Raw genomic sequence first — 17,597 nt, forward strand, 5'->3', positions numbered from 1 at the left:
CTGACCCAAGCCAGCGGATCGGAATAAAAAATAGACTCCTAATAAAAAGAAGGCTTATGAGTCAAAACTGGCCGTATCCCGGCTTGCCCTCCTCAGGACTGTTGAGGTTTCGGTGCCCCGGTTGAAGACGAGGATCGCGGTCTTGCCATCGCGCCAGGTCGCGTATCCCAGGAGCTGGTCGATGGCCTCGCCGAACGCCTTCGGTCCCTTCCAGAACTTGCACTCGGCGATAAAGACATTGCGGTCGCCCTCACGTAGCAGGATGTCGGTTTTACCTCCCATGTTGAAGGTCTCGCCGGTCGCCTTGCCCTCGAACTGGCCGTTGAGCTGCACGAGGAAGTGCTGCCGGAGGGCTTCCTCGTTCATGGCCTTGAAGGCATCAGGGCTGCGCTCCATCACGAGCGCCATGTCCTGCACGATCTTGAGGACGTGCTCGTACAGGTCCGTGGCGAGCACCGGTTCTGGTTTGAACTGTGCCGTCGTTGCAGGCGGCAAAGTCGGGACAGCCTTGCGCTTCACGGTGGGGAGTGCATAGGTCTTGGGCGCATCGGCACGCCGCCGGATCGGGATGCCGAGCGATTCCGCGCGTTGCGATTGCGCCAGCAGCCGCTCGCGTCGCTGGCGGATCGCCTGTTCCGCAGCGCCAGGAAGGTTTCGATTGTGCGCGTCGATCATGTCGCGCTGCCACCCCAGATGCTGGTCGATGTCGCGCAGGGTCTGATCGACGAGGGCGCGGATATCGCGGGGCTGATCGGCGGGCGTGTAGTAGCGCAGGAGGATCTCGTTCTTCTCGATGACAGCGCGCGGCGGGTTCATGTTGAAGGTGTTGGCCTTCGTATAGAACAGCTCGGACTCGCCCTCGAAGGGGATGTGCACCTCGACGCGCTCGCCCGCCACCATGAAGGGGCGGCTTCTGTCTTCGATCCATCGCATGCTGTCGTGCCGTACATCAACCGGTGCGTCCTGATGGTCGGCGTACCACTGGTCCCGCAGCAGCGTGATCGGCGTGATGCAGTACTTTTCGACCAAATAGAATTTCAGGTCTTCGGGCGGCGTGTTGAGCAGCCGGTTCTCGTCCAGCCCCTCGACCTCCTTGTGCATATTCTGCATGGTCAGCCGAATGGAGTGGTCTAGATCGTGGGTGACGAACAGTAGGCCCTTGCTCTTGTCGATGCTGCCAAACATGGTTGCTCCTTTTGTTATTGTCGATGGTGTGTGCCAGTTCCACTCTAACTTAGCCCACAACGCAAACGCCGTGCCGATCGGCTTTGCGGCTTCGTGTTTTCCGCGCCGAAGCACATCGCATCCGCAGGGCGTCTGGTCTCGATACGAATGCGAGCCCGCTCGGAAGGCGTTGCCTCGGCGCGAGGAGGGTGGTGCAGCACTGGTCGAAGGTCTGGCGCAATTGGTTGCACGCCTCGAACCGTCAAGCGAGAGCAGTGACGTCACTAGAGGTGGGCGGCCAAAGTAGTGTCGATGCTAGACGCTCACTCCTTGGTCAGCGATCCGGAGTAGCACACCTCTTTGCACTCCATGATCTTGCCGTCATTGACCATTATCTCTAGCACATTCCTGCGCTTCTTCAGAGCTTCGACGTCGAAGAACATCTTCATGCCGAGAAGGTACCGCTCCTTGAAATCATCGAATGAGTACGTCAGAAGGTGGATGTTCTCTACGTAGGTACCTTCGTGGATGTTGAACGATCCAACAAGAATCTCCACACGGTCGGCGCTCATTCCACAGTAGAACTTCGCGTGAAAATCGGTCTTGAAGAAGGCCTTCTTTTCGTCGAGCGCCGCCACTGTGGGATTCAAGAGCCCCCAGCTCTTCAGGAATTCAACGTCTTGCTCGGTATCCTTGGAAGCATCTTTGAGCAGCTTGAAGGTGGCCTTGCGCGTGATGAGGGAGGTCTTGCCCGGGTCAGTGTACTTCAGCACCCAGTTCCAGAGTTCCGGTACTTTTTTGCGAGCGCCGGGGTAGTTGAAGCCGATGAATGGTGCAGCGAGCAAGACCGCGCTATGCAAGGCTCGCCAGCGTAAGAGGAGCTTCTCGAGAATGGTGATGCAGTCGTCTCGCGAGTAGATGCCGTCGATGTCTAAGGTCGGTCTGTCTCCCGCAACGTCCACCAGCCAGAATTCCGAAGCAGCCTGCGAAACATCTTCTGAGAACTCTCGATAAAAGCGGGCGCGATGCTCTGCGCTGCAGGCGCAACGCAAGTCTAGTTGCACGCAGATCCCCTCGGTTGCTCCACCGCTATGGGCGAGATACCAGTTCAGGTATCCCGCAAAGGAATGGTTCACTACGGCAAGGTGCGCCTCCAAGGCTGCATATGCGAGAACTTCCAAGCCCTTCTTGCAGGCGCCGCAACGATAGAGCGGCTTGGAGTGGAGGTCATAGAAGACCTCGGCCTCCCCGTGCTCCTGCAACATCAAGCGTTTGACCTGCTCTGAACCTTCAATGGCACCGTGCGCTGCAAGGATTTCGGCGCGATTCCCTATCTCGTTGTCCCAACTGTCGAGGATGGTCGCACCTGACTTCACGCTGGAAGCGTCGTCGGGGTTCTTCACGTTGAGCGGGAAGACTTGATCGCACTTGGCACACTTCAACACCCAGCCGCCGGAGTCATTCATTCCACCAGGCCAGCGCCCGACGGAAATATGGATGGGACTCTGACAAGTCGTCCTCGGACACTTCACGACTTCATTTTGATGCACTACGTCCATCTTGGCCTTCCCTCTAGTAGTTCTTGCCAATGCCCATACAGGTACCGTATGTCATGAGACTGAAAAATGCAGTCCAACTGAGGGCAAAGCCATGGCGGTTCTCCCGCTGGCGCGCTGACGACTGCAGCCGAATGCTCCAGCACAGCGTCGTAGTTCTTCCGTCACGGAGAAACAAAAGCCTGCTCTTGCAGGCTTTTTGTTGCTTATCTGCTACGCACTGCGCAGGGGATCGGTGCTTTTGGCGTCCGAATGGCGGCCATCACCATAAGTTGTTGATTTTGTTTGTATTAATTCGATCTTGTAACCGTCAGGGTCGGTCACAAAGGCGATCACCGTGGTGCCGCCCTTGACCGGCCCGGCCTCGCGCGTCACGGTGCCGCCGGCGGCCTTGATCTTCTCGCAGGCGGCGTAGGCGTCGGGCACGCCCAGGGCAATGTGGCCGTAGGCTGTGCCCATCTCATAGCTTTCCACCCCCCAGTTGTACGTCAGCTCGATCTCGGCCTGGCCGGGGTTGCCGCCCTCGAAGCCCAGGAAGGCCAGAGAGTATTTGTACTCAGGGTTTTCGGAGGTGCGCAGCAACTGCATGCCCAGCACCTGGGTGTAGAAATCGATGGAGCGCTGGAGATTGCCAACGCGCAGCATGGTGTGCAGAAGTCTCATGGCATGGATTGTGCCGTCAACCCAAAGACCCAGCGGCCTGTTGCGCTGAATGATGGGCTGGGCTAGACCGGCACGGTGTAGTTGAGCGTCATGCGGCCGCCGTCCACGGTGACGATCTCGCCGGTCACATAACTGGCGGCGTCGCTGGCGAGCCATGCCACCACATCAGCGACCTCCGAGGGCTCACCCAGGCGCTTCATCGGCGTGCGGCTCAGGATCTTGAGCCGGGCCTCGTCGCTCGTCAGCACGGCCTTCGCGGCGAGTTCCGTGGCGATGGTGCCGGGCGCCACCGCGTTCACGCGGATGCCACGGTCCGCCAGCGCCAGCGCCATCACGCGGGTGAGCTGATTGATGCCACCCTTGCTCACGTTGTAGCTGGCGATGTTCGGAATGGCCAAAACGCCGTTGACGGAACTCATGTTCACGATGCTGCCGCCGCCCGAGCGCACCATTTCGCGTGCCACAGCCTGGCCCATGAGAAAGGCACCCTTCAGGTTCACGCGCAGTACCGCGTCGAAGTCTTCCTCGGTCACCTCCAGAAAGTCCGCAGCGCGGAAGATGCCCGCGTTGTTGACCAATACATCGATGCGCCCGTGCAGCGCCATGGTGTGACCTACCAGGGCATCCACTTCGGACTTGTTGCCCACATCGCAATGAATGTAGGCGGCTTGCGGCACCGCATCGGCAAGCGCACGGCCGCGGGCATCATCCATGTCTGCGATCACCACCTTGGCACCGTCGCGCGCCAGCCTGCGCACGCAGGCCTCGCCAATGCCCTGGGCACCGCCCGTGACAATACACACGCGACCGTGATGGCCGAAGGAGATAGTTGACGTGGTGAGTGTTTGGGACTGGGACATGCCAGCCATCGTAGTCAATTGAAAAGGGCTGGTCACTGAACGTTTACGCGGAGGGTGGGATCGTTCCCTGAGCTGGGCGCGGGTTTCGGGATCGTGGTGCCTCAGGCCCAGCCGCTGGCGTACTAGATACGATGTATAGGTCATTTTCACCGCCCGCCTGAGTTAATAGTTTCACACAGGTTGTCCACATAATTCCGTCTTTGTTTTCCAGGGCGCGGAATGGCCATTGGAGTTAAGCCAGGCTGGGTGCCTCGCGGCGGGCCGTAGCCGGGCCATGGAGCGTCCGAGGCGGCAGGGGCAGGGGGGACTAGCTGGAGTAGGACTCGCAGGCGCGCTGGGGGCGTTGCGCCCTCAGTAGGAGGCACGCTGCGCTGCGGGATGAGGACATGGGGCGCTGCCCCATACCCCATAGTCATCAAATTTGATAGCGGCAGCGCCTGAGTTACCGCCGTTTTTTCCTTCCGTGTTCTAAAGTGTTTATGGGATAAATTTAGGGCCGGCGCTTCGCGCCGCCCCCCGGCTGGCGCCGTGGGGCCCGGCGCTGCGCCCCCGGCCGGGGAGACGCTACGCATCCCCCCAGCCGCTGTCGCACCGCCTCGCCCTCGCACCATCTCATCAAACATGGCTGCCCGGCGGACCAGAAGTGACCACCAGGACCCATCCTTGCCCGTCAGCGGGTAGCCCTCGGGCGTGTACAGCGTGCCCCCGGCGAAGTACCAACCAGCCCAGGACTCGCCGGGCAGCTCCATGCCATTGAGCAGCCGCAGCAGCCGGTAGGCCGTGTACGGGATGTCGTTCTTACCGGTTTCCCAGTTATGTAAAGTCCGCTCGGTGACGTGAAAGTTTTTCGCGCAGGTGGCCCGGTCCCATCCCAGGTTCAGGCGCATCGCCTTGAAGCGCTCCCCAAGCTGGGCGCGGGTTTCGGGATCGTGGTGCCTCAGGCCCAGCCGCTGGCGTACTAGATACGATGTATATGCTCATAATCGGCATGCCCTAGATAATAATCTTCATCTGATATTAAAAAAATAGGGGACGGGTCAATTTTTAGACTTGTCCACATAATCAGACTTTTGTTTATCAGGGCGCGCAAGAACGGTTGGCTGTGCCCTATCTGCCGCGCTACGCGGCGGCAGATAGGTGGAATGCACAGGTCCCGACAGGGCAGGGGATGGCGAGGCGCCCGCGCCTAACGGCTGCGGGCGCCCTGGTGGCGTTGCGCCCTTTGCCGTGGGGCACGTCGGGCGACAGAACATGGACATGGGGCTTCGCCCCATCGCATAGCCCTGCTGGCGCAACCACTGCCGATACAAGTCATCGGTGAAGCGCGTCATGACGAGGCATCCTCCCGCTCGGGCGCACGAGCATTGCCCTGTTGGCCCCACAGATTCAAGCGCTTCACCTCGGGCAAGAAGTCTCCAAAGCCATAACCGTAGGCCATGGCCTTGATGCGCATGGAGAAGCAATCGGCCAAGAGATCGGCAAAGGTTTCCCGGTTGCACCATGCGCACAGGTCGGCATCCAAGAACCGTTCGCCCTCGGGCGGGAAACACTCGCGGCGTGCCATTTCAAAGGCGGCGAGGGCATGGCGCGTGGCATCCTCGCGGGTGATCCAGTCCCAGCAATCGGACGGGATTTTTTCAGGGTGGAACTCATGGGGGGTATTCATCGGGCACCCCCAGCCATGGCATTTGCTGCCACGCAAAGCATAGAATTCGATACAGCCATTTCGATTACCTCAGCGGGTTTCAATTGGTCAGCACGGCCCGGGTGTTCCACCACCTGGGCTGTGCGCTTTATGGGTTTGCATCCCCGATGAAGGCGCGTCCTGCGCCCTAGCGTCCTCCGTCAATTTGTTGATACTGCGCGTCAGCCTCCACGCTTGCCTTTCGCCAGCTCGCGCCCTGGCTCTGCATAGGCGGGACGCTCCCGCGTGGCCCAGTACTCCCGCTCAAGCGCTTTCCGTGCGGTTTCGTGGGCGTCTCCATACTTGGCAAAAATCTCGTTTCTTCGCTTGTCCCATGCTGGGGCAGGGTCCTGCCAGGGCCACGTATCAGGGTCTGGATGCATGAGCTTCCAATCCCGCTGATAGCTTCCGTCGTCTTCAAAGGGTTGCCCGTTCTCGTCAAAGGCTTGTTCTGCAACGGCCTGGAACTCGCCTTCGTCACGCCTTGCGCGCCGCTGCTCGCTTTGGGTTGCGGCCCTGGGTGCTGGAGCATCGCTGGCGGGTTTGCTTGCGCCGTTGACGTAGGCATCGACACAGACACAGAGGAAGGCATTGAAGCTGATGCCGATGGCTGCGGCCCGCTCGCGGGCTGCTGCTTCAAGGTTGGGCGGGAGCCGTAGGGGGTAGGACATGATATCAATCTGTGATCAAACTGGTATGACGCAGAAATCATAGGCGCCGTCAAATCTGATGTCAACTTGATATCACGGCTGATATCAAATGGCTTCATATCACCGCTCTTGCAAGTTGTTGATACTGAGACAAGCCCAGGCGCTTCGCGCCCCTGGCCGTGGCGCTGCGCGTCCCGACCAGTGACGCACAGCGCCTGCCGAGCCCCAGCCATCAACTGACCGAACATCGCCGCTTGACGCACCAGCAGAGACCACCAAGAGCCGTCAGAACCCACGAATGAACGGCCCTCAGGAGACCACAGTTTCCCGCCATGAAAGCACCAGCCACGCCAGGACTCGCCGGGCAGCTCCATGCCGTTGAGCAGGCGCAGCAGCTTGAACGTGGCATAGGGAATGTCGTGCTTGCCGGACTCCCAGTTATGTAAAGTTCGCTCGGTCACATGAAGAAGCTTCGCGCAGCCGGACAGGTCCAGGCCCAGGTTACGGTACATGGCCCGGAACTTTTGCGCCTGTTGAAGGCGGGTGTCCCGATCATTGCGCCGCAGCCTCAGACCCAAGCCACTAGATACGATGTATATGCTCATAATCGGCATGCCCTAGATAATAATCTTCATCTGATATTAAAAAAATAGGGGACGGGTCAATTTTTAGACTTGTCCACATAATCAGACTTTTGTTTATCAGGGCGCGCAAGAACGGTTGGCTGTGCCCTATCTGCCGCGCTACGCGGCGGCAGATAGGTGGAATGCACAGGTCCCGACAGGGCAGGGGATGGCGAGGCGCCCGCGCCTAACGGCTGCGGGCGCCCTGGTGGCGTTGCGCCCTTTGCCGTGGGGCACGTCGGGCGACAGAACATGGACATGGGGCTTCGCCCCATCGCATAGCCCTGCTGGCGCAACCACTGCCGATACAAGTCATCGGTGAAGCGCGTCATGACGAGGCATCCTCCCGCTCGGGCGCACGAGCATTGCCCTGTTGGCCCCACAGATTCAAGCGCTTCACCTCGGGCAAGAAGTCTCCAAAGCCATAACCGTAGGCCATGGCCTTGATGCGCATGGAGAAGCAATCGGCCAAGAGATCGGCAAAGGTTTCCCGGTTGCACCATGCGCACAGGTCGGCATCCAAGAACCGTTCGCCCTCGGGCGGGAAACACTCGCGGCGTGCCATTTCAAAGGCGGCGAGGGCATGGCGCGTGGCATCCTCGCGGGTGATCCAGTCCCAGCAATCGGACGGGATTTTTTCAGGGTGGAACTCATGGGGGGTATTCATCGGGCACCCCCAGCCATGGCATTTGCTGCCACGCAAAGCATAGAATTCGATACAGCCATTTCGATTACCTCAGCGGGTTTCAATTGGTCAGCACGGCCCGGGTGTTCCACCACCTGGGCTGTGCGCTTTATGGGTTTGCATCCCCGATGAAGGCGCGTCCTGCGCCCTAGCGTCCTCCGTCAATTTGTTGATACTGCGCGTCAGCCTCCACGCTTGCCTTTCGCCAGCTCGCGCCCTGGCTCTGCATAGGCGGGACGCTCCCGCGTGGCCCAGTACTCCCGCTCAAGCGCTTTCCGTGCGGTTTCGTGGGCGTCTCCATACTTGGCAAAAATCTCGTTTCTTCGCTTGTCCCATGCTGGGGCAGGGTCCTGCCAGGGCCACGTATCAGGGTCTGGATGCATGAGCTTCCAATCCCGCTGATAGCTTCCGTCGTCTTCAAAGGGTTGCCCGTTCTCGTCAAAGGCTTGTTCTGCAACGGCCTGGAACTCGCCTTCGTCACGCCTTGCGCGCCGCTGCTCGCTTTGGGTTGCGGCCCTGGGTGCTGGAGCATCGCTGGCGGGTTTGCTTGCGCCGTTGACGTAGGCATCGACACAGACACAGAGGAAGGCATTGAAGCTGATGCCGATGGCTGCGGCCCGCTCGCGGGCTGCTGCTTCAAGGTTGGGCGGGAGCCGTAGGGGGTAGGACATGATATCAATCTGTGATCAAACTGGTATGACGCAGAAATCATAGGCGCCGTCAAATCTGATGTCAACTTGATATCACGGCTGATATCAAATGGCTTCATATCACCGCTCTTGCAAGTTGTTGATACTGAGACAAGCCCAGGCGCTTCGCGCCCCTGGCCGTGGCGCTGCGCGTCCCGACCAGTGACGCACAGCGCCTGCCGAGCCCCAGCCATCAACTGACCGAACATCGCCGCTTGACGCACCAGCAGAGACCACCAAGAGCCGTCAGAACCCACGAATGAACGGCCCTCAGGAGACCACAGTTTCCCGCCATGAAAGCACCAGCCACGCCAGGACTCGCCGGGCAGCTCCATGCCGTTGAGCAGGCGCAGCAGCTTGAACGTGGCATAGGGAATGTCGTGCTTGCCGGACTCCCAGTTATGTAAAGTTCGCTCGGTCACATGAAGAAGCTTCGCGCAGCCGGACAGGTCCAGGCCCAGGTTACGGTACATGGCCCGGAACTTTTGCGCCTGTTGAAGGCGGGTGTCCCGATCATTGCGCCGCAGCCTCAGACCCAAGCCACTAGATACGATGTATATTATGTTTAATCACACACCTGACTGAATGCGCTATCAAAGCTGTAGCACACCGAATAGCACGGAAGAAATTTCCCTTATTGACAGATCAAAGCAAATATGCATTGGTAGCGTGACGGCATGTTTCGCTCACCATCTCGCGCAGGACTGCCGCCACTGCGCCTCCTGATAGGCGACTTACCCGCGACACACCGCCAGATCGCCACGCACCTGGACATCGCACCGCGCACGCTGGAGCGATACATCACAGCCGATCAAGCGCCTAGGCCGGTGATGCTTTCACTGTTTTGGGAGACACGCTGGGGCCGATCCGCCGCCGACTGTGAAGCGGCAAACTACGGCGCAATGCAGGCAGGCCACGCGCATGCGCTGGCCCGAGAAAATGCGCAGCTACGCAAGCGCATCAATCAACTTGAACTAATGCTAGACACCCCGCACGCAGGCGCAGCAAACCGCCCGTTTTTTCAGGCTTGCTAACGCTATCGAAACAGCCTCAAGACAAGACCCACGGCAATAAAAACGAGCAGCGCAATGCAGAGCTTGAAAAGCCAGTGCAAGCGCGACCAGCTATTGCCCTGGCGATAAAAAAGAGCCACACAGAAGCCCAAAACCTCTGCCATTTATTAGGCCTCTTTCCACGATTGTTTCGGTCTTCCCAGTAGTAATTTCTATCTTGAATTCCCATAGCTGGCCCTCCTGGCGCGCAAGTCTAGCCGGGCAGCGCCCCATGGCATAGCGCAGGGATCGATTTACCGCAGTGCCGTCCATTTATCAAGCGGCAAGGGCTTCGCCGCCGTGCTCACCCGGTCCCTACGCTTCGCTTCGGGCTGCGGCTTCCGCGCGGCCCACTTGACAACTGGCCGTCCCCGCTGTCGAGGCGCTCTTCGCGAACATGGCCACCACGCGATGCGTGGCATCCATGTCCGACGAAGGAGATTAGCGTGATCGCCCAAAACTACCGCCGCCACCCCGAAGCCCTCGCGCTCCAGCTCGTGCTGCAATGGGGCCATCGCCTTGCGTGGGCACTGCCCCGCCCTACTACGCGCATCCTGCGCGCGATCCGGGCTGCACGCAGCGCGGCCTTCGCGGCTGCTGGGCGGATCGCGTACCCAGTGAAGCGCAGCACCCCGGCATGGGTGCGCGAGGCAACACAGCGGGCGCGGAAGCTGGGCAAGCTGGTACGCAAGGCTCAAAGGGCACTGGAGTTTGAAGCACCGCGCAAGCTCAACGGGTTTGCACAGCACCTGCGCGACATGCGGGAGACTTTCGACCGCTACGTGTTCACGGTGGCAGCATGACCAGGTCAGTGTTACAGCGGTCCAGGCCCGCAGTCTCCGTCCTGTTCGCCCGCGCGGATTCTTGTTACTTCGACCTGGTTGATGACGTATGGGACGCAGAGCGCGACGCACGCGGCTACACGGGCTCCAATCCTGTTGTGTGCCATCCGCCCTGCCGTGGGTGGGGCCGGCTGCGCCATCGGGCGAAGCCGCGTCCGGACGAAAAGGCCTTAGCCCTGTTCGCGGTTAAGCAGGTACGCCGCTGCGGAGGCGTGCTGGAGCATCCATGGGGCAGCACGCTGTGGCATGCAGCAGGGCTGCCGCACCCCGGCAAGGTCGATGCGTGGGGCGGCTGGACGCTACTCGTGGATCAGGGATGGTGGGGGCATGCCGCCCCGAAGCCAACGTATCTGTACATCGTCGGCATAACCCGCGACCAAATCGGAGAACTGCCAGTACAGTTACGCCGAGCTGCCGGCCGCACGCTGGACCTGTCACCGGCAGACCGAGAACGAACACCACCAAAATTCGCCCAGTTCCTAATTTCAATCGCGGCTCGGTGCACCAGCTCAGTGTTAAAGCCGCCGACCGCACACCAGGCAGAAGTAACAACGACCGCGGCCGCTGTAACAGCCGACGGCGCGCAGCTCGGAGTAACAGCGGCCCTGGACGGCTGTAACAACGAGCCGGCATCAGACAAACGCGCGCGGGCCGCCGCAAAGAGAGCCGCATTCAGGAAATGGGCAGAAAGCTAGCCAGGTGCATGTAACAGCGCCGACCAGACAAGAACGTTTCAACCAGCAGGCCCGGAATACAGCCGATTGCGCAGGCGCAACGCGGGCGTGATTTCAGCTTGCGTGATCTGCCCCGCTTGCGGCTCCGGAGCATGGGGCATCGGCACGGAGCGCACAGGGCCATGGCTTGAACCCGTAGGAGCGCCGCCGCCCTGCGGCACTTCATAGACAAGCGGCTTGTCCGCCGCACCGGTAGCGAGGGCCGGAGCATCGCAGGTGATCGCCTGGGCCTTTTTCCCCCACCGCAGGACGCCCGCACAATCAGTCAGCGGTTGCCACTTGTAGCCCATGGCGATCAAGTCTCGACTGTCCAGGGTAGCGATCCGCGCATTACTGGCCGACACGGCGAACGTGTAGACGATCTCAGAGCCGTAGGTGATGCGGCCCGTCAGATGAAGCCCTTTGCTTGCATAGGGCTCCGGCACTTCATCATCGGCAACCGGCTGCACGACCTGGGCGGGATCCTTCACCAGTTCGACGGGCTCAGCCTTCACCACCTTGACAGCACCACCCGATTGAGCCGACAAGGTGCCACCCGGGGGCAGCTGCTTCAATTCCTTGTACCACTCCATATCGGACGTTTTGACAACAGGCTTGGACTCAGGCCAAAAGGCCCAGGCAGTAACCCCAATTGCAAAAATCCACCAAATCCGCGTGAAGAGCTTGAGCTTCGGCAGCATGGGCTTCACGTCTGACGCGGACGATTCAGCAACGCTATTGCCCTGCGTGTGGCTGCGGTACAGACGGAAGTATTCAGGCTTGTATGCCCGTTCTTCAGTGCTGATGACTGCGCCGCGATAGCCAGCCTTGACCTTGCGGATATAGCTGCCCTCTTTGCCGAGGATGTCAGCCTTACGGCAGATGACGATCATCGCCATCAAGCGCGCGATGGCCTGGTTAATGTCCCGAAAACTTTGGGTTATCAGCAACACATCGGCATTGAAATGCCCGTGCAGCTTGAACCACTGAACCACCTGTTTATCGGTCCCCATGTCAGGGAGCGCTACGTGAGCCTCATCAATGATGAAGACAGGCCCACGCCCCGTTTTAGGATGCTTCCAGGTGCTGTAGTAATCCCACACGTGGCCGAACACCGCAACACCCTCAGCGGGATTTCGGGGTTCACCTTCACCCTCTTTGAACAGCTGGAATGCATTGCCGTTGCCCTTGTCGTCGATACGGTCAGGGTCCCAAGTACCAAGGACTTTTCCGGGCCTTGTGCGCAGTTCGATCAAGTCCCGGTAGCTGGGGTCTATGGCCGCGAACTGATCGACCAATAGGGGCAAATTTGTAATGACCTTGCGCCCTTGCTGGAGCATGGGCAGCACATGAAACGCCACTGCCTCGTAACTCTTGCCAGAACGAGGAATGCCCTCAAGACCGTTAATCATGATCCAAGCCGGGTAAAGGGAATCAACTGAAGGACCAGCCGAATACCGATAGCCATCACGATGATGGCGGACGCCTGCCCTATTCCGAGAAGGCCGAGGATATTGACCAGTTCAGCAGGCAGATCACCCCACACATGGGCGTACTGCGCAAAGCCCGACAGGTCCAGAGCCTGGACGGCAGAAACCACAACATCCATCAACTGTTCAAACGGCCAGCAGGCAGCATCGCGCACGAAGTCCCACAGCGCCTTGAAAACGGCAACGAGCAACTCGCCAAACCATGCAACGATGGCCGCAAGCTTCGCAAACAGGGATGTGAAAAGAGCGCCCATATCACCCCCCGAAGATCAATGATCGCGCAAGCATGAGCGCGCTAATGATGACCAACGTCTTTGCTACGCCCCACAGCCAGCAAGGCGGCTCAACGACGTGAACGCCCATATCGGCCCACTGCGCGATATTCAGATCAAAGGTCCAGCTGGGGCAAGTTCCTGCCACGAATCCCGTAGGCATGAGCGTGCTGACGAACGACGCGAGCTGGGTTTCTTTTAGCTGCTGACTCTTCGAATTCCAGATGCCGACAATGCCGTCTGGATATTTGCGCTCATAGAGCTTTGGAACAGAGGGAAGCGGAGTATCAACGGCAGCGTCATCTTGCTGCTGATCGTCCGGGGCGGCAGGGTCAGGAGCCGTAGTGCTGGTGACAGTGGAGCAAGCACCATCGCCGGTGCAAGTCTCAGTGTTAGTCACCGTTGACGTCTGAGTGACCCGATTACCGTCAGTGCTGAAATTCGTAGTGGTCTGACGCCGAGTCACTGAGCCGTCAGGATTGGTAGTCGTGGTCACAGGCCCCTTGATCTGTGACGGCCCAGTGATAGTCGGAGAACTGGGCAAAGGAATATCACCCCCACGATCCAAGATCTCAGGAATGATATTAGGTGAAGGGTCTTTCGTGAGATAGGGAGCAATATCATCAAGAGACTTCGGCAAAGGCTGCGTAGGGTCCAAGACCTGGCGCTTGATGAACGACATATAGTCAAAGAAAGAGCCACCCTTGGACCAACGAATGACACAGCGGTTATTCACCATGTCAACACCGTCAACAACCAAACTAGGGTGCATAACACCTTTGGCCTGTTCGGCAGATAGATACTCCTGGCAAGCAGAATCGGGGCGACTATGCCAAGACAAGCCACCCGATCGAAATTCATAACCCCAATACGGATCGTCCTGGATGAACTGACCCTGATCGTTCACGCGAATGCCATCGTGTGAATTGATCCACTGAACAAGGGCAGTAGCACCAAGAATCGCGGCACCGCCTACAGGACTGAACGCGGACGCAATACCGGCGAGAATCGCCAACTTGTCAACGGTGTACCCAGCCTGAAACGGATACTTCGTACCGGCGACAAACACATCGCCAGCATGCCCCATAAGCAGAGTCGCACCAGTACCGGAACCCGCAGGCGCGGTACCAACGTACCAACCCGAATTTCCAACCTGACTGCCAACATGGCCGGCAGGAATACTGCCGACTGGGGCAGCAGCACCAGCTACGCCAGCTTGATTGGGACCAATAGAGGCACTACGCGGAGAGCTGGCGACGCGGAAGCTACTCAGGTCAGGTTTCTTGATGGCATGAGCAGGTAGAGCCAAGGCGAGGCCAAGGCCAAGAACAGCAAAGATGGAGCGCATCACAGAGAAGCCCTCCATCCCGCGACGAAGGCAGCGCCGCCCAGGGCGCCAAGCATCACGAACAACGCAATGCAGAGACCGACCAGGGCAGCGGTTGCCATCGTCCCGCCCCTTAGATTTTGCGGATGATGCGCTTGGCGACGTCCGGACCCTTGAAGGCCAGGGCGACACCGACCACCAGCAGGCCCAGAGCGATGACCTTGGCAGACACGCCAGACAGGCCCACGGCGTCGAGCATGTCACCAATGGGGTCGCTGGCCGTCTGTGCCATGGCCATCGTGGACAGGCCCAGAGCCGTTGCACCAGCGCCGATCTTGGCACCGTACTTGCGGATGGTCTTGAAAGTTGCAGACATGATGTTTTCTCCTATGAAGGTTGATGAAAGGGTGCAATGCACCGGAAGACCCTGCGCGCAGGGCTATCCGCTGCACTCGCCTAAAGCTTGCGAATGACCCCCGTAGCCAGTGCAATGGCCCACCCGAGCAGGAAGGAGCCAAGCACGAAGGCAAAGCCCACGGCGATGGCCTTTGCGATGAAGTCATGCGTCAAGCCAACCAGGGCGGGGTTTGCGATTTCCGCGAGAGAAACCCAAACCTCAGACCCTGGCGGACAGGGGGTTTGATCGACGGAACAGGCGAGGACTTGCATCAATCGCCCATGTTTTCAAGGTAGGTTTCGTACGTGACAACGTCACTGCTACCGCACTCAGGACACTGCGCGGCCATGTCACCGTCTTGATCCTCTGCCCAGTCAGAACCGGCAGCAGGAAAAATCAGCCCGCAAGCGTGACAAACAAGTTCGTCTTCCACGATTACTCCCCTCACGTTTCAATAGGTTTATGAAGCTGGGTCAGATCAACCACGTAAGCCCGGTGGAAGGGCTCCGCGTGGTCCTCAATCAGCTGCGCGCAGCTTTCAAGGTCTTCGACCGGGCAGGCATCACGCAGCAACATCACCCACTCCGGCTGGCCGTCTTCCAGGCTGGGCGCGAGGAATGCGCCCGTTGTCGCGGACTGGATGACGTAGCGCATCACACGGCCCCGGCCTTGCTGGCGGGTTTCGCCATGTCCACCGGACGAATGTCGACAAGGACCATCTTTGTGCCGTCCTGCGCGGCTGCTGCCATCTCGAAAGTGGCGATGGCTTTCAGCGGCAGGGATTCGCCCAGGTGCGCCCACTTGTCGAACTCTTTCGCATCGCCGAGCTTGAATGGGCGCGTGGCGCGGCCAATACTGCGGCCCGCACTGTTTTCCGCGAGATCCACTTCGCAATGGAAAGTGGTGCTGGAGAAATCGCGGCCTTCAATAGAGCCCTTGGACTCTTTGACGCCGTGAACGATGACTTCGGACTTGAATTGCATGATGTTTCCTAGTGGCCTGGATTGAGGGTTTATGCAAAGGCGTGGCCAGCGCTTGCACCCTTGAGAACACGACCCGCAGCGGCGTTGAAGGCGCTTGCGATTTCGTGGTTGTTGAACTTGCGCAGACGCCCAGGCTTGCCCAGGCCATCAACGACTGCTGCGAACTGATCCAGCGTGGCGTACTTCACGAACAGGGCGAGGGATTGACCTGCGGTGGTGGCGACCCAGCGGATGACGCGCGTTACCTCGGCTTCGACGGTTTGAATGGCGAGCTTCTTTTCGCAAGGGACGGGCTGGGGGATGGCCAGGGCGTTTGCTTCAGCAAGCAATACGGCATGCCATTCGCTGGCACCTGCGAAGTGATCCGCAGGGCGGCGGAGCATGTCGGAGGGCAGCACGCGCAGCTTGTTGCCGTAGCGCAGCTCGGCGCGTATCCAGCCGCTGGAGTCTTTCTCCCCGAATAGCTGATAGTCTTTTTCGTAGAGGTTGGTTTGCTTGCCGGCTTCCTTGCTGCCGATGTAGAAGCTACGGCCCTTGCCTTGATCGCCATGAGTCCAATCGCCCACCATGTTGCATTTCGGGCGCTTGCCATTGACGTTGCACAGGCCGTTTTCATAGTCGGCTTTGACACGCTGCATGCCGCCGCGCAGGCCGTCGAAGAAGTCCAGGGCCAGATCGCAGCGGGTGATGACGCCGGCAACGTCATCAACGAGGTCCGCCATGTGATCGCGCCAGCCGTGGCGAGCGAAGGTGCAGGCACTGCCGTACAAGTTAACGTGCAGGGTTTTGGCTTGCGCTTGCTGGCGCGGGCTCTCGCCGCTGGCGAGGAAGCCGACCCATCCGACCTCTACGCCGTTGCGCTCAATGCTCCAGCGGTGTTTGTAGAAGTCATGACCCTTACGCAGTTCCACATCGACCACGAAGTCGTCACCGAGGATTTCGCATACGCGCTTGGCGAGCGTGAAGGCTTGTGCGCTGGGCGAATAGTCGGAGTCAGGCAGCTCTGTGAGCTTGCGCATGAGGCGCGCAAAACGCTGCTTTTCGTAGCTGCCGTTTTCCTCTTCGAAGCGGGAAAGCGGGTTTTCCAGCGTGCTTACGACGGGCTCAGGGAAAAGGACTTCGACGGGTGGCGTAGGAGCATTGCGCAGCAGGCAGGTGAAGCGGAGCCAGTCAACGTGGACAGGGGTTTTGGTTTCGATCCGTTCGGCAATCAAACGGGCCTTGACCTGGGAACCCTCAAGAACCAGGGAGCAGGTTTTGGAATGCTTGTTCAGCAAGCTACGTGCGGGACGGGTCATTACTTGTTCTCCCCGTGATTACCATCGGGGAGGGCTGACGCCCGGGCGCTGGGCGCGGACACCTCCCCCGCAAGCGGAGCCCCCTCCGCGCCCTGCGCCGTGCGGGCCGCAAGGACTGCGCGAAGGTTTTCAAGAGTCAGGAAGTCAGCGACGGAAAGCCATGCGGCTTTGTTGCGAGGTTCCGTTGCTTGGCGCTTTTCTGCTGCGCAGAAACCGGGCTCTATGGCTTCGCCACCAAGCCGCGATGCGTCTTGGCCCATACGGGTGACGATCCCTTGCGCGGGGGTAAACGAGTCAAGGCCACATTCAATACGGTACTCATTGCAATACGACGAAGGGCATGGATCAGGCTCGCCATCGACGGAACAACGATGGCAACGAGCAAGCACACTGGTGCCCGCCCCCTGCCCCACCTCAACAGGAGCCGCCAAGCCACAGCCGAGGTTTTCATGGGCAGGGGGCAGACGCTTTACGCTGGAGACGTGGACGACGCGAGCAAAGGAGCAGTCAGAGCCCTCCAACTCCAGCACGCGACCGTAAGCGGCGCGGACGCGGTAAACAACGCCCTGGTATTCGACGTCTGTTCCGGCTGGGATGGATTGGTAGTGCATGGCGGCTCCTATGTGTGGAGCCGAATGTAGTCAGATGA

At 59.6% G+C, this 17,597-nt stretch carries 19 protein-coding genes and 2 pseudogenes; 1 reads left to right on the forward strand and 20 read right to left on the reverse strand.

Going from position 1 to position 17,597, the window contains the following annotated elements:
* Window positions 1-54: 54 nt before the first annotated feature.
* From BA022_RS04905 to BA022_RS19625, 11 genes and pseudogenes are all read right to left on the reverse strand, one after another.
* The gene (locus BA022_RS04905) at window positions 55-1,185 is read right to left on the reverse strand and encodes a hypothetical protein (RefSeq protein ID WP_088886734.1); all 1,131 of its coding nucleotides are present in this window, start codon (window positions 1,183-1,185) and stop codon (window positions 55-57) included.
* Window positions 1,186-1,487: 302 nt separating this feature from the next.
* Window positions 1,488-2,630, reverse strand: a complete 1,143-nt coding sequence (locus BA022_RS04910) for a hypothetical protein (protein ID WP_088886735.1) — start codon at window positions 2,628-2,630, stop codon at window positions 1,488-1,490.
* A gap of 303 nt (window positions 2,631-2,933) precedes the next feature.
* A complete protein-coding gene (gene gloA / locus BA022_RS04915; RefSeq protein WP_088886736.1) occupies window positions 2,934-3,383 on the reverse strand; it encodes a lactoylglutathione lyase in 450 nt (149 codons plus the stop codon).
* Window positions 3,384-3,445: 62 nt separating this feature from the next.
* Window positions 3,446-4,243: an SDR family NAD(P)-dependent oxidoreductase gene (locus tag BA022_RS04920; protein WP_088888516.1), complete on the reverse strand. Its 798-nt coding sequence runs from the start codon at window positions 4,241-4,243 to the stop codon at window positions 3,446-3,448.
* Between the two features lie 146 nt (window positions 4,244-4,389).
* Window positions 4,390-5,130, reverse strand: coding sequence for a VC1465 family Xer recombination activation factor (locus BA022_RS19615; RefSeq protein WP_088886737.1), 741 nt, complete (start codon window positions 5,128-5,130; stop codon window positions 4,390-4,392).
* A gap of 440 nt (window positions 5,131-5,570) precedes the next feature.
* Window positions 5,571-5,909, reverse strand: a complete 339-nt coding sequence (locus BA022_RS04930; protein ID WP_088886738.1) for a hypothetical protein — start codon at window positions 5,907-5,909, stop codon at window positions 5,571-5,573.
* 200 nt (window positions 5,910-6,109) lie between these two features.
* Window positions 6,110-6,598 (reverse strand): hypothetical protein, encoded by a 489-nt coding sequence (locus BA022_RS19435; protein WP_228403712.1) that lies wholly within the window; start codon window positions 6,596-6,598, stop codon window positions 6,110-6,112.
* A 251-nt stretch (window positions 6,599-6,849) separates the two neighbouring features.
* Window positions 6,850-7,191, reverse strand: a pseudogene (locus BA022_RS19620) (VC1465 family Xer recombination activation factor); the annotation flags it as partial.
* A 337-nt stretch (window positions 7,192-7,528) separates the two neighbouring features.
* On the reverse strand, window positions 7,529-7,867 hold the full coding sequence (locus tag BA022_RS04940) for a hypothetical protein (protein ID WP_088886738.1): 339 nt from the start codon (window positions 7,865-7,867) through the stop codon (window positions 7,529-7,531).
* A gap of 200 nt (window positions 7,868-8,067) precedes the next feature.
* The gene (locus tag BA022_RS19440; RefSeq protein ID WP_228403712.1) at window positions 8,068-8,556 is read right to left on the reverse strand and encodes a hypothetical protein; all 489 of its coding nucleotides are present in this window, start codon (window positions 8,554-8,556) and stop codon (window positions 8,068-8,070) included.
* Between the two features lie 251 nt (window positions 8,557-8,807).
* A pseudogene (locus BA022_RS19625) lies at window positions 8,808-9,047 on the reverse strand (VC1465 family Xer recombination activation factor); the annotation flags it as partial.
* Between the two features lie 1,025 nt (window positions 9,048-10,072).
* Between BA022_RS19625 and BA022_RS04950 the strand changes: the two are divergent.
* Window positions 10,073-10,429, forward strand: coding sequence for a hypothetical protein (locus BA022_RS04950; protein ID WP_088886741.1), 357 nt, complete (start codon window positions 10,073-10,075; stop codon window positions 10,427-10,429).
* Between the two features lie 772 nt (window positions 10,430-11,201).
* Here BA022_RS04950 and BA022_RS04960 read toward each other — a convergent pair.
* From BA022_RS04960 to BA022_RS19075, 9 genes are all read right to left on the reverse strand, one after another.
* Window positions 11,202-12,593 (reverse strand): zonular occludens toxin domain-containing protein, encoded by a 1,392-nt coding sequence (locus BA022_RS04960; protein WP_088886742.1) that lies wholly within the window; start codon window positions 12,591-12,593, stop codon window positions 11,202-11,204.
* Window positions 12,590-12,925, reverse strand: a complete 336-nt coding sequence (locus BA022_RS04965) for a DUF2523 family protein (RefSeq protein WP_088886743.1) — start codon at window positions 12,923-12,925, stop codon at window positions 12,590-12,592. The genes BA022_RS04960 and BA022_RS04965 overlap by 4 nt, the downstream gene beginning before the upstream one ends.
* Before the next feature lies 1 nt (window position 12,926).
* Window positions 12,927-14,294 carry a hypothetical protein gene (locus BA022_RS19070; RefSeq protein WP_148665130.1) on the reverse strand — a complete coding sequence of 456 codons (1,368 nt, stop codon included), beginning with the start codon at window positions 14,292-14,294 and terminating at the stop codon, window positions 12,927-12,929.
* A 109-nt stretch (window positions 14,295-14,403) separates the two neighbouring features.
* Window positions 14,404-14,646, reverse strand: coding sequence for a hypothetical protein (locus BA022_RS04970; RefSeq protein WP_088886744.1), 243 nt, complete (start codon window positions 14,644-14,646; stop codon window positions 14,404-14,406).
* Between the two features lie 292 nt (window positions 14,647-14,938).
* Window positions 14,939-15,100 (reverse strand): hypothetical protein, encoded by a 162-nt coding sequence (locus BA022_RS19295; RefSeq protein ID WP_187306079.1) that lies wholly within the window; start codon window positions 15,098-15,100, stop codon window positions 14,939-14,941.
* Window positions 15,101-15,111: 11 nt separating this feature from the next.
* Complete coding sequence (locus BA022_RS04975; protein WP_088886745.1) at window positions 15,112-15,321, reverse strand: hypothetical protein; 210 nt, start codon at window positions 15,319-15,321, stop codon at window positions 15,112-15,114.
* A complete protein-coding gene (locus BA022_RS04980) occupies window positions 15,321-15,650 on the reverse strand; it encodes a hypothetical protein (RefSeq protein ID WP_088886746.1) in 330 nt (109 codons plus the stop codon). Before BA022_RS04980 ends, BA022_RS04975 begins: the two co-directional genes overlap by 1 nt.
* A 29-nt stretch (window positions 15,651-15,679) precedes the next feature.
* Entirely contained in the window at window positions 15,680-16,948 is a 1,269-nt protein-coding gene (locus tag BA022_RS04985) for a replication initiation factor domain-containing protein (protein ID WP_088886747.1), read from the reverse strand.
* Window positions 16,948-17,559 (reverse strand): hypothetical protein, encoded by a 612-nt coding sequence (locus tag BA022_RS19075; RefSeq protein WP_148665131.1) that lies wholly within the window; start codon window positions 17,557-17,559, stop codon window positions 16,948-16,950. Before BA022_RS19075 ends, BA022_RS04985 begins: the two co-directional genes overlap by 1 nt.
* Window positions 17,560-17,597: the final 38 nt, after the last annotated feature.

The sequence above is a fragment of the Diaphorobacter nitroreducens genome (assembly GCF_002214645.1).
Lineage (GTDB): Bacteria > Pseudomonadota > Gammaproteobacteria > Burkholderiales > Burkholderiaceae_C > Diaphorobacter > Diaphorobacter nitroreducens.

Coding starts and splice junctions, on each gene's coding strand:
- BA022_RS04905 (WP_088886734.1), bottom strand. CDS start 1,185: ATGTTTGGCAGCATCGACAAGAGCAAGGGCCTACTGTTCGTCACCCAC.
- BA022_RS04910 (WP_088886735.1), bottom strand. CDS start 2,630: ATGAATGACTCCGGCGGCTGGGTGTTGAAGTGTGCCAAGTGCGATCAA.
- gloA (WP_088886736.1), bottom strand. CDS start 3,383: ATGAGACTTCTGCACACCATGCTGCGCGTTGGCAATCTCCAGCGCTCC.
- BA022_RS04920 (WP_088888516.1), bottom strand. CDS start 4,243: ATGTCCCAGTCCCAAACACTCACCACGTCAACTATCTCCTTCGGCCAT.
- BA022_RS19615 (WP_088886737.1), bottom strand. CDS start 5,130: ATGCGCCTGAACCTGGGATGGGACCGGGCCACCTGCGCGAAAAACTTT.
- BA022_RS04930 (WP_088886738.1), bottom strand. CDS start 5,909: ATGAATACCCCCCATGAGTTCCACCCTGAAAAAATCCCGTCCGATTGC.
- BA022_RS19435 (WP_228403712.1), bottom strand. CDS start 6,598: ATGTCCTACCCCCTACGGCTCCCGCCCAACCTTGAAGCAGCAGCCCGC.
- BA022_RS04940 (WP_088886738.1), bottom strand. CDS start 7,867: ATGAATACCCCCCATGAGTTCCACCCTGAAAAAATCCCGTCCGATTGC.
- BA022_RS19440 (WP_228403712.1), bottom strand. CDS start 8,556: ATGTCCTACCCCCTACGGCTCCCGCCCAACCTTGAAGCAGCAGCCCGC.
- BA022_RS04960 (WP_088886742.1), bottom strand. CDS start 12,593: ATGATTAACGGTCTTGAGGGCATTCCTCGTTCTGGCAAGAGTTACGAG.
- BA022_RS04965 (WP_088886743.1), bottom strand. CDS start 12,925: ATGGGCGCTCTTTTCACATCCCTGTTTGCGAAGCTTGCGGCCATCGTT.
- BA022_RS04970 (WP_088886744.1), bottom strand. CDS start 14,646: ATGTCTGCAACTTTCAAGACCATCCGCAAGTACGGTGCCAAGATCGGC.
- BA022_RS04975 (WP_088886745.1), bottom strand. CDS start 15,321: ATGCGCTACGTCATCCAGTCCGCGACAACGGGCGCATTCCTCGCGCCC.
- BA022_RS04980 (WP_088886746.1), bottom strand. CDS start 15,650: ATGCAATTCAAGTCCGAAGTCATCGTTCACGGCGTCAAAGAGTCCAAG.
- BA022_RS04985 (WP_088886747.1), bottom strand. CDS start 16,948: ATGACCCGTCCCGCACGTAGCTTGCTGAACAAGCATTCCAAAACCTGC.
- BA022_RS19075 (WP_148665131.1), bottom strand. CDS start 17,559: ATGCACTACCAATCCATCCCAGCCGGAACAGACGTCGAATACCAGGGC.